Here is a 13,959-nt window from a genome sequence, read left to right as displayed (position 1 = left end):
GAGATGGCAATGGATTGCCATCTCGGCCGACGGGAGCGACGTCTCGGCAGGATGGGTCAGACGCGGTCGAGCCAGTCGGTGAAGCCGGAGGGGTCGTGCCGGCCGAGGACACCGTGCTCGAACAGGCCCCAGCCGACAGCGCCAGCGGCATCCGCGACCCCAGGACCGCGCGCGACCGCGTGGCCGACGTGGTCGATCACGCCGAACGGCACCCGGCCGACGACGTCGGGCGCTTTCATGTCGTAGGTCAGCCGCTCGGTGAACCCGGCGCCCTTCCAGATTCCGTGGGACCAGTCGGAGTCGCCGCCGTAGCCACCACCGACATGGATCGGCACGCCCAGCAGCGAGGAGACCTCGAGCACCAGCGGCTCCCCGGCCGGGGTCGTGCACGTGATCGTCGCACCCTCCGGGAGGCGCGTTCCATCCTGGTAACGGATCCGGACGTGCGGCCAGCCGAGCTGCTCGACCCGCCCGTCGGCGAAGGTACGGGTGCAGTCGTTGAGGGTGCGATGACCGTCCGGGGTCTCCTGGATGATCAGGACGACGGCGAACTCGTCGAACCGCAGCGGCACATAGAGCCACCACATCCCGTCGAACCCGGGGTCGGCAGGCTTACCTGGCGGCAACCCCTCGCCGGAGGGGCGGATGCCCCAGGACCGGTCCCGGGTGCCGACCCAGCGGTCGGGGTCGACGACGATCGTCTCGCCGTCGACCTCGATCACCCCCTCCCAGGTCCCGACCTGCGCGAACCGCTGCGCATCGAGCACTGTCGCCGCACCCTGACGCATCACGTGCGGCTGCTCCTGGACCACCTCGAACGAGCCCTCCCATCGCAGGTCCAGGGCGATCCCGTGAGTCTCCTCCATCACCAGCCGGAGCTTCCGCAGCGGCTCCGAGACCTCGATCCGGTACGCCCCGACCCGCTGCTCCAGCCGGTCGCCGCCCCGCGGGTCGGCGCCGTCGCCCAGGTGAACGGCGGTCTGCTCGTCGCCACGGCGGAGCAGGACGTACGCGTCCTTGGTGCCGAGGTTGGGATAGAACCCCATCCCGGAGATGAGGAAGAGGTCGCCCGTACGGTCGTGGGCATTGAGGTAGCAGCGGTCGTAGAAGTTGCGGTCGCTGCTCCCCGCCCAGGCCACCGGGCGCGGGAGCTGGTGGATCGGGTACTCGTCGAGCGGCCCGACACCGACGTACTCCCCGTGCCCGCCCAGAACGCTCATGCGCCGACCTCGTCCAGCATCGCCGCGAACATCGCCCGGTGGTAGAGCACCGACTCCGGGTCCTCGGGCGCCTCGATCTCACCGAAGTGGATCTGCCGCGCCGCGATCCGCAGGTAGATGATCCCCCACATGACGGCCGCATGGATTTCGTGCCAGGTCAGGTCGCCGAGCTCGCCACCGGTTGCCGCGGCATACGCCTCTCGCACCTCGGACGCAGTGAGGAAGTCCGGCATCCCGGGCAGCTCCAGCATCGCGGCCAGGTCCTCGAAGATGCGGTGGGCGAAGATCATCCAGGTCACGTCCATCTCGCGGGGCCCGAGACTGACCATCTCCCAGTCGAGGACCGCCACCGGCGCGAAGTCGCGGTAGATGATGTTGCCGATCCGCGCGTCGCCCCAGCACAGGACGGGCTCGCCAGCGTCCTCGGGGAGGTGGGTCTCGAGCCAGGCCAGACCTCGCTCGACCAGCGGCGAGCGGCCGCCCCATTCCTCGGCGGTGGAGGCGAAGGCGTACCAGGCCCGGGTCTTGGCCAGGTTGCGGGCGACCAGCGTCTCGCCGGGATGACCGGCCGCGGCCGGATCGAGGAAGGCGAACCGCGAGGCGGCGTTGGGGATCGAGTGGAGCCCGGCGAGCACCTCGACCGAACGCCTCTGAAGCGCCGCCCGGTCCGCGGGCGAGGCGTCGAAGAGCCAGCTGTCGCCGAAGTTGTAGGGCATCACGTCGGGCGGGACGACTCCCTCGACCCGTTCCATCAGGAAGAACGGTGTGCCCAGGACCGAGCCGCTCATCTCGGCAAGGCCGACCTCCGGCACCGGCACAGGAGACAGCGAGCCGGCCAGGCGCATCGCGTCGTACTGCGCCTGCAGGTCATAGGTCGCGAAGACCGGGATGTCCTCGGGGCGGGGCGCCACCCGCAGGACGTACGCCTTCGTCTGCCTCTCCCCGTCGACGGTCGAGGTGACATCGAGCAGGACGGTCTCGCTGGAGAGCCCGTTGGCGTCGATGCCTCCGATGAGGGCGACCTCGGGGTCGGCACCGGGCGGTAGCGCCGTAGCCAGCCACTGCTCCAGCCTCGCGCCGATCGCCGCAGGGTCGCGGCCCGATCGCTGGAAGGTCATCTCGGGCGGTGGGGGCGCCTGGGTCACGTGCTCCTCCTGGTGGCGTGTGAGTCAGGTCACACACCACCAGGTTGGTGGAACACGTTCTAGTTTGTCAACCGATCAGAACTGGATCTTCGCCGGTGTCTCGGTCGGCGCGGCCTTGGTGACGAACGCCTTCCGCTTCGCGGCGAACCCGAAGCGGTCGTCGAAGATGTCGCGGGCCATCTCGGCCAGCTCGATGCTCTGGTAGTAGGACATCGGCATCGCGCAGGCACGGCGTGCCTCGCGGGCCGCCAGGGCCGGGACGTACGCCTCGGGCTCGGCAACGCTCTGCGCAAGGTTGCGCAGCCAGCCGTCGAACTCCGCCGCGTCGCGCGGACCCAGATCGCTGACCATGCCGATCCGCGCCGCCTCCGCCGCCGAGATCGGCAGCTTCGCGCCGAGCAGCTCGTCGGCCTTCTCGGCGCCGACCCGGCTCGGCAGGCCCCAGGTGTGCAGCTCAGACCCGAAGATGCCCATGTCGTAGTAGGGGTTCAGCACGACACCGGCACGCGCGACCGTGATGTCGGCACAGAGGCCGGCCATCACGCCGCCCGCGCCGGCGTTGGCGGTGAACGCCGCGATGGTCAGCTGCTCGGCCTCGGCGATCGCCAGGCAGAGCTCGTCGATGGCGCGGATGTTGTCCCAGGCCTCGGCCGCCGGGTCCTGCGCCGCCTCGATCACGCCGAGGTGGATGCCGTTGGAGAAGGCGTGCTCGGTGCCGCGTACGACCAGGACCCTGGTGTCCTCGATGAGCGCCTTGCGGACGGCATCGGTCATCCGCCGGCACTGCTGGGTGTGCATCGCGCCGCTGTAGGAGCGGAGGGTGAGGTAGCCGACGTCGCCGTCGCGCTCGTAGGTCGTCTCGGCCAGCGTGTCCGGCATCCGCCGGTAGGGCGCGTGCCCGGTGTCGAGCACCCAGGCCGCCGGAAGCTTGGGGCCGCGCTTCTTCTCGAGCGTCGCGGCGTAGCCGACCCACAGGGTGCCCTCGCCGGTCGCGATCGCAACCGCGTCGGTGTCGACCCCGACGATGGCGCCCGGCTCCACGTCGCCGTGGTCCTCCGGGGTCGTGGCGGCGTCGAAGAGGCAGTACGCCTTCCCGTCGACGGTCGCCGGCGCACCCGGGGCACCGTCGGCCGCCGCGATCCGCCGGGCGATCTCGGTGGCCGGCGCGGACCAGTCGATCTCGAAGGCCGTACGGCGCAGCAGCGGCAGCTCGCCGGTGCCCTCGACCTCGGCAGCCCACTCCTCGGCAGGCTTCGGCGCCTCCCCCGCGGCGACCATCCGGAGGACCTCCGCGACGCAGTCCATCGCGGCATCGGCGACCGGGCCGTTGTAGAGCGCGCTCTTCGCGATCGGAATCTCGGGCATCGCGAAGGTCTCGGTCGCCCAGACCGGGCCGGCGTCCATCTCCTCGACGGCGGACAGCGCGGTCACGCCCCAGCGCTCCCGCCCGTCGAGGGTGGCGTGGTCGAGCGAGGACGGGCCCCGGTCACCGACCGGGCCCGGGTGGATCACCACTGTTCGATAACGACCCCAGACCGCCTCCGGCACCCGGTGCTTGAGGAACGGGCACAGGATCAGGTCGGGGTCGATCGCTTCGACGGCCTCCACCAGGGAGGAGTCGTCGTGGACCGGCGCCAGGAGGACACCGACGTCGTGGCCGCCCTCTTTGAGATCGCACCAGACGCGTTGGGTAAGACCGTTGAACGCGGAGACGAGCAGAAGAATGCGCATGTGGGGGAAGTGTCCTTCTCGTAGGTAGCCCGAACAGACCTCATATCCCCCGAGGGGTATTTATCCCCCGAGGGGTGTCACTGTATCGAGCGCACCCAGCCGACTGCACGTCGGTGTCCAGAAGAGGGACCGAATACCCGGTAAGCTCCGGGCCGCTCGCCCCGGTCTCATGCCGGGCACCGCGCGAGCGCCTTGTCGCTGCCTGCAAAGATGGCTCTGTCAGGAGGGGACAATGACAACAGTCGACGACAACCCGATCAACGGGTTGATCGATCTCGTCGAGACGAGTGGCAGCGACATGACCCGTGAGATGTCGCGCGAGCTGGCCAAGTTCCGGATGCGCTACAAGTTCGCGATCGACGAGGTCTCGACCAAGATCGCGATCCTGCGCGAGGAGTTCGAGCACGCTCACGACCACAGCCCCATCGAGCACGTACGCACCCGGCTCAAGACGCCCGACAGCCTCCTCGCCAAGGCCCGCAAGATCGGCTGCCCGCTCACCCTCGAGGCGCTCGAGCAGCAGATCCGCGACATCGCCGGGATCAGGGTCGTGTGCCCGTTCGTCTCCGACGTCTACTGGATCATGGAGATGCTGGGCAGCCAGTCCGACGTCGACGTGGTCGAGGTCGAGGACTACATCGCCGATCCGAAGGCCAACGGCTACCGCAGCCTCCACCTGATCATCAAGGTGCCGGTCTACCTCTCCGACCGGGCCGTGGACGTGCCGGTCGAGCTGCAGATCCGCACGATCGCGATGGACTTCTGGGCCAGCGTCGAGCACTCGATCTACTACAAGTACGACGGCACCGTCCCCACGACCCTGCGCGACGAGCTCGGCGCCGCCGCCCGCACCGCGGCCGACCTCGACGCCACCATGGCCCGGCTACGCAGCGAGGTCCACGGCCCGGTTCGATGAACCGGGCCGTGGACCCCGACAGGATCAGCGGCCGTTGACGAACCGCTGATACTGGGCTCGCGCCTCGTCCGGCGTGATCGCCCGGTCGAGGAACATCAGCGAGTCCATCCGGCAGTTGCAGGGGTTCCGCTCGACGGTGTCCTGCGGGAAGGATCCGCCGACCTTGTAGCCGCGCGGCAACGTGTCGGAGGTGCCGGTGCCGTCGACCTGCCACGGGTCACCGGCGGTGGTGTAGAACCCCTCGACGGCCTTGCCGTTGCGGTAGAGCGCCATCTTGCCCGTGGTGTAGTCGAACGTCGCCGTCAGGTGCACCCACTGACCTCGTGGCAGCAGGGTCTGCCAGTCCGCCGAGGCGGCGAAGGTCTGCGAGGCCCCCTCGTCGAGCCGGCGTCCCAGCGCGACCAGGCGCAGGGTGCCGTCGACGTTGATGAGCTCCAGCAGGGCACGTACGCCATGGCCGTCGGAGTTCCCCGAGAGCACCCCGGCGAGCCCGATCGCGTTGAACCGGTCTGTCGGATCGGCGGTCACCGAGTTGAGCGCCGGCCCGTCCATGTCGACCTTGAACCAGCCGGCCACGGTGATCTGCTCGGCTCCCGCGAACGGCGCCAGCGACGCGACGCCGTTCTGGTTCCACACCCCCGCCTTCCAGTCGTCGTTGCCGTTGACCTCCGGGTTCAGCTGCTGGGTCTGCAGCGCGTTGTTGCTGGTCCGGTAGGCCGAGTCGCGCACCTGCATGGCGTTGCCGCCGTTGACCTGGTTCAGCAGCGTCCGCGAGAAGCCCTGGTCCTCCTCGCGCGACCCCGGGGCGAAAGGGTGCTCGAAGTCGTAGTAGCTGACCAGGTCCTCGCGCAGCGACGGCACGACCTCGCTCGGCCAGGGCCGATGCACCGTGTTCACGACCTTCCAGATCTTCCCGTTGGCCTTGGCCAGCAGGTAGAGGTTGCGGCGGGAGTCGGTGCCGAAGCGCAGGTCGACGCGCGGGTCGTCGACGAAGTCCTGCATGGAGAGCCGCTTGCCCGAGGTGTCGAAGAGCTGCATCTGGTGCAGGGTCGCCTCGCTGCTGCTCCCCCGGCGCATCTGCTTGGCATCGGTCCAGTAGACCTCGCCGTTGACCAGGTCGCCGAAGACGTACTTGCCCTTCAGGTCGTCGAACCGCCCGCGATAGACGACACCGCCGCTGACGGCGTGGCCGCTGTCGGAGGTGCAGGAGTAGTTGGCCGGCGGGTCGTGGTCGAAGGAAGCCACCGGAAGGGTGAAGCCGGACATGTCGTAGTCGTCCGGGACGGTGTAGAGGGCACACTCGTCGGTGTTGTCGTAGAGCAGCCGGCCCTCGATCTCGCTCCAGCCGAGGTTGTCCCCGGCGCGTACGTCGTAGACGCCCTCGATCGCGTGCTGGCCGATGTGGCCGAGCAGGAGGGTGCCCTTCTCGACGTCCCAGGAGAACCTGTGCGGGTCGCGCATGCCGTACGCCCAGATCTCGCCGATCGCGCCCTCCCGGTCGACGAACGGGTTGCTGTCCGGGACCCCGTACGCGCCGTTGCGCCCGTCGCGAGCGAGCGGGTCGATCCGCAGGATCTTGCCGAACGGGTTGCCGAGGTTCTGCGGGTCGTCGCTCCGGACGCCGTTGCCGCCGTCGCCCGAGGCGATGTAGAGCAGCCCGTAGTCCTCGTCACCGGGGACGGCGGTGGTGTTGAAGTCGATCTGCTGGATGGCGTGGATCTGACCGGCGAAGTCGATCCGCATCACCTCACGGCTGGTGCCCTCGAAGGTGTCGGCCGCAGGGTCGGTGGCATCCCACTCGGTGACGACGCTGACCGTGCGCCCGGAGCCGGGGTTGGTCTGCGACGGGAAGGTTGGCGTCTTGGCGAAGCCGCCGAAGCGCTCGGTGTGGGTGGTGTAGAAGAGCCCGTTCGTCTCGAACTCGGGGTGGAACGTGATGAACCCGGCCCCGCTGCCCAGCCCGGCACCGGACCAGAAGTCGACGAAGTGGTCCCGGAGGTTGAGGTACTCGTGCTGCTGTCCGCCCTCGAGCAGATACATCGGCCCGTTGAGGTCGGGGACGTACATCCGGCCCGAGCCGTCGGGGACCTCGCCGATGAAGTTGATGCGGTTCTGACGGACCAGGCGCTGGTCGGTCGGAGCGGGGTAGGGCTCGGTCTTGGGAAGCTGTGCGACCTCCTGGAGCACGAGGCCGAGGCTGCTGCGTACGGGCTGTTCGGGGATGGGGTCAGGGACGGGCTCGCTGCCGGGGATGGCGGCGTTGGCAGAGAGTGTGGGGGTGAGTAGCGCGGCGAGCATGGCGCCCACCGCGAGACCGCCCCATAGACGTGAGGTTCCCATGGGTGTGTTCTCTCCTTACCGAGGTTCAGCGATGACGGAGGCCAGCGACAGTGACGTCACGGATGCGGCCGAAGTTGTCGAAGGAACCGAAGCCGAACCGGCCTCCGGTGAAGGTGGTGTCGGTGGCGGTCATCCGGGGCTCGTCGGCACCGTCGAGATAGACCGCGATCGCGCCCGTGCGGGCGTTGTAGTCGAGATGTACGTCGTGCCACTCGGCGTCGGTGATCGACGGCGCGGCGCCGACGGTGCCGTTCCACTGGTGGTCGATGCGCAGCCGGTCGGCGTCGTTGACCACGAAGATGCCGTTGTGGGGGTAGATGGTGTTGTCGGTCGAGAGGTGGGCGTAGTAGAAGCGCGTCGGGGACTGGTAGTTCCAGACCAGGATCACGTCGCGGTTGGTGACCTCGACGGCCTCGTCGATGCGGACCTCGGCACGGTAGGTCAGCGAGCCGAGCTGGGGACCCTTGGTCACCACGGCGTACTCGAAGGGGCGCCGCGGGCCGGGCTGTGCCGTCCCGGGCTCGGTCAGGATGACCTGGCCGCCCTCGAAGGCCCATTTGTCCTCCGTGACCGGATCCCAGTCAGCGAGGCTCGCCCTGGGCTTGACCACGGCCAGGCCGGGTCCATCGGTCGTATGGGCCTGTGCTCCGGCGAGCGGAGCGGCCAGGGCCACTGCGAGGGCGACCACACCGGCGCGTACGCCTCGCCCCACAATTCGGTTCAGCGTCAATCTCCTGTTCCAACTCATGGTTGCTTTCCCTTCCCCTAATCGGGACCGTCGGTGGTCCCTGCTGAGGTTGTTGCGGCTCCCCCGAGATAGAGCTCGGCCATGCGCGGATCGGCGAGCAGGTCGGCAGCGGCCCCTGCGATGTGCACCTTCCCCAGATCGAGTACGCACCCCAGGTCCGCCGACTCCAGGGCCCGCCGGGCGTTCTGCTCGACGAGCAGGACCGCCAGACCGGCGTCCCGCATGCGTACGACCTGCTCGAACACGGTCGCCGTCGTCTTCGGGTCCAGGCCCATGCTGGGCTCGTCGAGCAGCACCACCTTCGGGCTCACCATCAGCGAGCGGGCGAACTCGACCTGCTTCTGCTGGCCGCCCGAGAGCGCGCCGGCGAGGGCGTTCCATCGCTCGGCGACGACCGGGAAGAGCGTCTTCACGAAGTCGGTCCGCTCCTGGATCGCAGCCGCGTCGCGCACCGTGTAGGCACCCAGGCCGACGTTCTCGGCCACGGTCATCTCCTTGAAGACGGAGTGGCCCTGGAGGACGTGGGCCATGCCCGCGCGGAGCATCTGCTGCGGCCCGTTGCGGGTGACGTCGACGCCGTCGACGGTGATGGTCCCCGAGCGTGGCGTCAGCATGCCGCTGGCGACCTTGAGCACGGTGGACTTGCCGGCTCCGTTCGGGCCGACGAGACAGACGATCTGACCTGCGGGAACGATGACGGTGAGGCCTCGCAGCACCAGCGCCGCACGACCGTAGCCGGCCTCGATGTCGCTCAGCTCGAGAAGAGGTTCAGACACCAAGGTAGGCCTCCAGGACTCGTGGGTCGTTCTGCACGTCCGCCGGCGCACCGGAGGCGATCGGGCGGCCGCGGTCGAAGACCACGACATGGTCGGAGAGGCTCATCACCAGCTCCATGTTGTGCTCGACGATGACGAAGGTGCGGCCCTCGGCGTTGAGCTCGCGCACGAGCGTGGCGATCCGGCCGATCAGGGCCGGGTTCACGCCGCCGGCGGGCTCGTCGAGCATGATCGTGTCGGGCTCTGCCATCAGCACCCCGGCGAGCTCGAGCAGCTTCTGCTGCCCGTAGGAGATGTCGCGGGCCTCGCTGCGCTCGAGGTGCTCGATGCCGACCCGGGCCAGCAGCTCCCGCGCCCGGGCGATGTCGTCGGGGTTGTGCGCTCCGCGCAGCCGGTGGACCAGCCCCGTGGACCGCACCCCGGCCAGCACGTTGTCGAGCACCGTCATCCGCGGGAAGATCCGGCACAGCTGGAAGCTGCGCCCGAGCCCGGCCCTGGCAATGCGATGTGGCGCGTGGCCGGTGACATTGCTGGCTTGGTAGGTCACGGTCCCCGAGTCGGGCCGGATCATCCCGGTCACGCAGTTGAAGAACGTGGTCTTGCCCGACCCGTTAGGGCCGATCAGGGCGTTGATCTTGCCCTCCTGGAAGCTGACCGTGGCGTCGTCCACAGCGCGTACGCCGCCGAACGCCTTGGTCAGGTTCTGGGTCGTCAGGAACTGCTCGTTCGCTGCGCTCATGACTTCGTCTCCTCGAGCGCCTTGCGCTCCTCGGCCAGCTGGGCGGCATCGACCTCGCGGATCGAGGTGTCGCCGGGTCGGAACCGGTCGAACTGCGCGGTCAGCCAGGGGATGACCCCGTCGGGCATGAAGAGCACGACCAGGGCGAGCAGCAGACCGAGCGCGACCAGGTGCAGCTGGGTGTCGCCGTACTGGTTCTTGAAGAACTCGACCGCATAGCCCACGATCACCGCGCCGACGACCGGACCGAGCAGGCTGCGTACGCCGCCGAGCAGCGACATCAGCACCAGATAGGAGCCGGTCAGGATCGAGAACTGGAAGATCGGGTCGAGCGAGCCGAACCAGAGGGCGTACATCCCACCCGCCATCGCCGTCATGAACGCCGAGACGACGAAGACGACCAGCTTGTAGGCGAACGTGGGCACGCCCAGCGCCTGGGCCTTGTCCTCGTCCTCCCGGATCGCCTTGAGCCCGGTGCCGAGCCGCGACCGGTCGATCACCCACCACAGCACCAGGGCGACCAGCGTCAGCGCCACGAACAGATAGAAGAACCGCTCGTGCTGCTCGGGCCGGAGTACGTCGGTGCCGAACGGCCGCGGCACCCGCAGCCCGTTGGACCCGCCGGTCACGTCGGACCAGCTCTGCGCGACCAGCAGCAGGATGAGCACCAGTGCGATCGAGACGATCACGAACGAGGCGCCCCGGACCCGCAGCGACGCGATCCCGATCGGCACCGCCGCCAGGCCCACGAGCACGGCCGCGAGGACCATCGAGACCCACGGGTTCACCCCGGCCTCGGTGATCAGCAGCGCGGTGCCGTAGCCACCCAGCCCGGCGTAGGCGGCATGTCCCAGCGAGATGTAGCCGGTCAGCCCGCCGACGAAGTTCCACGCCACCGCGAGCGCGGCGTAGCTGGCGATCACCACGCCCACCGACAGGATGAACGGGTCCGGCGCGAGCGCCGGGAAGGCGAGCACGAGGCCCAGCGCGACGGCTGCCGCGACGAGCTTCGTCACCAGGACGGAGCGACCCGGATGCGTACGGCTTTCTCTGTGCTTAGAAGCGCTGAGCAAGGCGACCTCCGAAGAATCCCTGGGGGCGGAACATGAGGGTGGCGAAGAGGGCGAGGTAGAAGACCGTCTGCGCCCAGGTGGTGCCCATCGGGATCTGCAGCAGGCTCTGGGTCACCCCGAGGACCATCGCCGCGACCGCGGCGCCGGGGATGCTGCCGAGGCCACCGATCACGATGATCGCCATCAGCGGTCCGATCCAGTGCCAGTGCAGCGAGGGATAGATGGTGGCGTCGAGCGCGAGTGCGGTGCCACCGACCGCCGCGGTCGCCAGGCCGAGCCCGAAGCCGAAGCCGGCGATCCGGTCGGTGTCGATGCCGAGCAGCTGGGCGGCCTCACGGTGCTGGATCGTGGCGCGGAGCGCCTGCCCGAAGCGGGTCTTCTTGAGCAGCAGGTAGAGCGCCAGGAGCGAGACCGCGGCCAGCCCGAAGGCGACCAGCTTCACCACCGCGATCCGCGCGCCCCACAGCTCCAGGCTCGCGCTCGAGTAGCCGAGCTGGATCCGCCGCTGGGTGCCGGAGAAGAGGTAGCCGAGGCCGCCCTCGATGACCAGCGCGATCGCGAAGGTCAGCAGCACCGACATCATCGTCAGCGTCGCCGGCCGCAGCCGGGAGAGCAGCGCCCGCTGCATCCCATAGCCGGCCGCGAAGAAGAGCGGCACGGTGATGATCAGCGAGAGCAGCGGGTCGAGCCCGGTCTGCGTGGTGAAGAACCAGGCCAGGTACGCAGCCAGGATCAGGAACGCGGAGTGGGCGATCATCACGACCCGCATGACGCCGAAGTAGAGCGTCAGGCCGGCGGCGAGCAGGGCATAGAGGCCTCCGAGCAGCAGCCCCAGGATCAGGCTCTGCAGAAGGAGTGGTCCTGACATCGACTCACCACGCCGGCTTCGGGTAGATGAACTCGGCCTCGGCCTGGTCCTCGGGCAGGACGATCTTGATCTCGCCGTCCACCCACTGCTGGATCATGTGGGCGCTCTGCGGGCGACCCTTGTCGTCCCAGCTCAGCGGCCCGACGACGGTCTCGACCTCGTTCTCGTGCAACCAGTCGATCAGCTTGGACTGGCAGTCGGGGTCTGGCTCGGCGCACTCGACCGCCTCGACCGCTGCCGCGACGACCTGACCCGTGGTCCAGGCGTTGGCCTCGTCCTCACCGGGCGCCTCGCCGTGCTTCTCCTCGTAGAACTTCACGAACTCCTGGTTCTCGGGGTAGTCCGCCTTCGTGGTGTAGCCGGTCGGCGCGATGATGCCCTGCGTCTTGTCGCCGATCGCCTCGGCGAACTCGGTCTCGGTCGGCGCGGTCGAGAACGCGGCCAGCTTGGGCTGGTAGTTGAGCTGCTGCAGCGCGACGATCAGGTTGACACCGTCCTGGTACTGGCTGCCGCCCACGACCATGTCGGCCTTGCTGTCGGCGATCTTGGCCGCGATGCTGCTGAAGTCGGTGGTGTTGGGCGGGTAGACCTCGTCCACGACGGTCTTGACGCCGCCCTCCTCCAGCGCTTCCTTGAGGCCGTAGGCGGTGCCCTGGGCGAACGGGTCGTCCATCGAGGCGTACGCCGCGGTCTTGGGGCGCTCGGCCTCCGGCATCGCCAGGATGTGCTCGGCAAGGAGCTTGTAGTGGTCGTCGGCGACCGCGGGCGCGGCGTAGAAGAGGTTGTCGAACCCCTCCTCGAAGACCTCGGGCGCCGCGCCGGCGGGCTCGACGAAGAGGTAGCCGTAGTCCTGGGCGACCTGGGCGGCCGGGATCACCAGGCGGGTGGAGAACGGACCGACGACCAGGTCGACCTGCTCCTGGTTGATCAGCTTCTCGTAGTCGGCGGCGACACGCTCGGCGCTGGACTGGTCATCGAGCATCTCCAGTCGTACGTCGCGGCCGAGCAGGCCGCCGTTGGCGTTGACGTATTCGGCCCAGGCCTCGTATCCGCGCTGGATGCCCTTGCCGGGCTCGCTGAAGTCACCGGTCAGGGGCAGCGAGATGCCGATCACGATCTCGTCGTCACCGCCTCCTTCGTCGGCGGCGCCACATGCGGCGAGGGTGGAGGCGAGAGTCACGGCCGCCGCGGCAGCCAGGGTTGCTCTGAACCGCTTGCTCGCGGTGGGGGTCTTCGTGAAGCGCATCTGTGGGTCTCCTCTACGAAAGCGCTTACGTAAGCGTTTACGATGACGTTACCCACTCTCGCTTAGTGTGGCAAGAGTCACATTCCTGACGACAAGGGGCATCGATGGTCCGAACCAACAGCTCCCCCCGCCTGATCGACGTCGCGCATGCATCCGGCGTCTCTATCGCAACCGCCTCCCGCGCGCTCTCCGGAACCCCCGGGGTCAGCGACTCGGTGGCCGAGAAGGTCCGCCAGGCGGCACGCGAGCTCGGCTATGTCGCCAATCTCCATGCCCGCTCGCTCGCCAGCGGATCGACCGCCACCATCGGGCTCGTCGTGCACGAGATCGGCGACCCCTACTTCTCCGAGATCGCCAGCGGCGTGCTCAGCCTCGCCGCCGAACACGGGCGCACCGTCCAGATCTGCCACACCGGCCGCGACCCCGAGGCCGAGGTCGAGCAGGTACGCAGCCTGGTGGCCAACCGCGTCGGCGCGATCTTGATCGCGGGGTCGGGCTTCGTGGACGCCTCGGTCGAGGCGCCGATGCGGTTCGAGGTGCAGCGCTACACGGAGGCAGGCGGCCGGGTCGCCGTCGTCGGCCGCCACCACCTCGGGGTCGACAGCGTGCTGCCCGACAACCGCCCGGGCGGCCGCGCCGTCGCCGAGCACATCCTCGGCCTGGGTCACCGGCGCATCGTGGTCGTCTCGGGCACCCTGGAGCTGACCACCGTCGCCGACCGCCTCGAGGGGGTGCGCGACGCACTCGATGCGGCGGGGCTCGACGCTCGCGACGTACCTGTCCTCGAGGGGCCGTTCACCCGCGAGGGCGGGCGCGAGTGCATCCGCCGGATGCTCGCCGACCACCCGCGTACGACCGCTGTCATCGCCCTCAACGACGACATGGCCATCGGGTGCCTCTCGCAGCTGCGCAGCTCCGGGGTCTCGGTGCCCGGCGAGGTCTCGGTCAGCGGGTTCGATGACGTCGCCGTCGCCCAGGACCTCTCCCCCGGGCTCACCACCGTCCGCCTACCGATGGCCGAGATGGGCGCCCGGGCGCTGACGCTGGCGTTGAAGGAGCCTGGCTCACGCGCCCGACGGCAGCGGGTCCCCGCCGAACTCGTGGTGCGCGACTCGACCGGGCCCGCCGCTCGGTAGACCCGCGGTCTAGGGTTCTTC

At 69.1% G+C, this 13,959-nt stretch carries 12 protein-coding genes; 2 read left to right on the top strand and 10 right to left on the bottom strand.

Features of this window, described 5'->3' with window-relative positions; genetic code table 11:
• Positions 1-56: 56 nt before the first annotated feature.
• From ABZY89_RS27390 to ABZY89_RS27380, 3 genes are all read right to left on the bottom strand, one after another.
• Entirely contained in the window at positions 57-1,220 is a 1,164-nt protein-coding gene (locus ABZY89_RS27390; protein ID WP_355232358.1) for a hypothetical protein, read from the bottom strand.
• Positions 1,217-2,365 carry a phosphotransferase family protein gene (locus ABZY89_RS27385; RefSeq protein ID WP_355232357.1) on the bottom strand — a complete coding sequence of 383 codons (1,149 nt, stop codon included), beginning with the start codon at positions 2,363-2,365 and terminating at the stop codon, positions 1,217-1,219. Before ABZY89_RS27385 ends, ABZY89_RS27390 begins: the two co-directional genes overlap by 4 nt.
• Before the next feature lie 75 nt (positions 2,366-2,440).
• Positions 2,441-4,096 (bottom strand): enoyl-CoA hydratase-related protein, encoded by a 1,656-nt coding sequence (locus ABZY89_RS27380; protein WP_355232356.1) that lies wholly within the window; start codon positions 4,094-4,096, stop codon positions 2,441-2,443.
• 232 nt (positions 4,097-4,328) lie between these two features.
• On the opposite strand from ABZY89_RS27380, the gene ABZY89_RS27375 reads away from it, so the two are divergent.
• Entirely contained in the window at positions 4,329-5,012 is a 684-nt protein-coding gene (locus tag ABZY89_RS27375; protein WP_355232355.1) for a GTP pyrophosphokinase family protein, read from the top strand.
• Between the two features lie 24 nt (positions 5,013-5,036).
• On the opposite strand, the gene ABZY89_RS27370 is transcribed toward ABZY89_RS27375, so the two are convergent.
• Genes ABZY89_RS27370 through ABZY89_RS27340 form a run of 7 tightly spaced genes read right to left on the bottom strand, consistent with a single transcriptional unit; the run spans position 5,037 to position 12,802 of the window.
• A complete protein-coding gene (locus ABZY89_RS27370; protein ID WP_355232354.1) occupies positions 5,037-7,352 on the bottom strand; it encodes a PQQ-dependent sugar dehydrogenase in 2,316 nt (771 codons plus the stop codon).
• Between the two features lie 25 nt (positions 7,353-7,377).
• Positions 7,378-8,082 carry a hypothetical protein gene (locus tag ABZY89_RS27365; RefSeq protein ID WP_355232353.1) on the bottom strand — a complete coding sequence of 235 codons (705 nt, stop codon included), beginning with the start codon at positions 8,080-8,082 and terminating at the stop codon, positions 7,378-7,380.
• Between the two features lie 35 nt (positions 8,083-8,117).
• A complete protein-coding gene (locus tag ABZY89_RS27360) occupies positions 8,118-8,876 on the bottom strand; it encodes an ABC transporter ATP-binding protein (protein ID WP_355232352.1) in 759 nt (252 codons plus the stop codon).
• Entirely contained in the window at positions 8,869-9,615 is a 747-nt protein-coding gene (locus ABZY89_RS27355; RefSeq protein ID WP_355232351.1) for an ABC transporter ATP-binding protein, read from the bottom strand. The genes ABZY89_RS27360 and ABZY89_RS27355 overlap by 8 nt, the downstream gene beginning before the upstream one ends.
• Entirely contained in the window at positions 9,612-10,631 is a 1,020-nt protein-coding gene (locus tag ABZY89_RS27350; protein ID WP_355232350.1) for a branched-chain amino acid ABC transporter permease, read from the bottom strand. Before ABZY89_RS27350 ends, ABZY89_RS27355 begins: the two co-directional genes overlap by 4 nt.
• Before the next feature lie 40 nt (positions 10,632-10,671).
• Positions 10,672-11,556, bottom strand: a complete 885-nt coding sequence (locus ABZY89_RS27345; RefSeq protein WP_355232349.1) for a branched-chain amino acid ABC transporter permease — start codon at positions 11,554-11,556, stop codon at positions 10,672-10,674.
• A gap of 4 nt (positions 11,557-11,560) precedes the next feature.
• Positions 11,561-12,802 (bottom strand): amino acid ABC transporter substrate-binding protein, encoded by a 1,242-nt coding sequence (locus tag ABZY89_RS27340; RefSeq protein WP_355232347.1) that lies wholly within the window; start codon positions 12,800-12,802, stop codon positions 11,561-11,563.
• A gap of 104 nt (positions 12,803-12,906) precedes the next feature.
• Here ABZY89_RS27340 and ABZY89_RS27335 point away from each other — a divergent pair, with 104 nt between their 5' ends.
• On the top strand, positions 12,907-13,938 hold the full coding sequence (locus tag ABZY89_RS27335; RefSeq protein WP_355232345.1) for a LacI family DNA-binding transcriptional regulator: 1,032 nt from the start codon (positions 12,907-12,909) through the stop codon (positions 13,936-13,938).
• The last annotated feature ends 21 nt before the right edge of the window (positions 13,939-13,959 follow it).

It is taken from the genome of Nocardioides sp. NPDC006303, from assembly GCF_040613175.1.
Classification (GTDB): Bacteria; Actinomycetota; Actinomycetes; order Propionibacteriales; family Nocardioidaceae; genus Nocardioides.
The sequence above is the reverse complement of the archived record's forward strand: the minus strand, read 5'-3'. Positions and strand labels throughout refer to the sequence as shown.

Coding starts and splice junctions, on each gene's coding strand:
- ABZY89_RS27340 (WP_355232347.1), bottom strand. CDS start 12,802: ATGCGCTTCACGAAGACCCCCACCGCGAGCAAGCGGTTCAGAGCAACC.
- ABZY89_RS27335 (WP_355232345.1), top strand. CDS start 12,907: ATGGTCCGAACCAACAGCTCCCCCCGCCTGATCGACGTCGCGCATGCA.
- ABZY89_RS27370 (WP_355232354.1), bottom strand. CDS start 7,352: ATGGGAACCTCACGTCTATGGGGCGGTCTCGCGGTGGGCGCCATGCTC.
- ABZY89_RS27380 (WP_355232356.1), bottom strand. CDS start 4,096: ATGCGCATTCTTCTGCTCGTCTCCGCGTTCAACGGTCTTACCCAACGC.
- ABZY89_RS27355 (WP_355232351.1), bottom strand. CDS start 9,615: ATGAGCGCAGCGAACGAGCAGTTCCTGACGACCCAGAACCTGACCAAG.
- ABZY89_RS27375 (WP_355232355.1), top strand. CDS start 4,329: ATGACAACAGTCGACGACAACCCGATCAACGGGTTGATCGATCTCGTC.
- ABZY89_RS27390 (WP_355232358.1), bottom strand. CDS start 1,220: ATGAGCGTTCTGGGCGGGCACGGGGAGTACGTCGGTGTCGGGCCGCTC.
- ABZY89_RS27345 (WP_355232349.1), bottom strand. CDS start 11,556: ATGTCAGGACCACTCCTTCTGCAGAGCCTGATCCTGGGGCTGCTGCTC.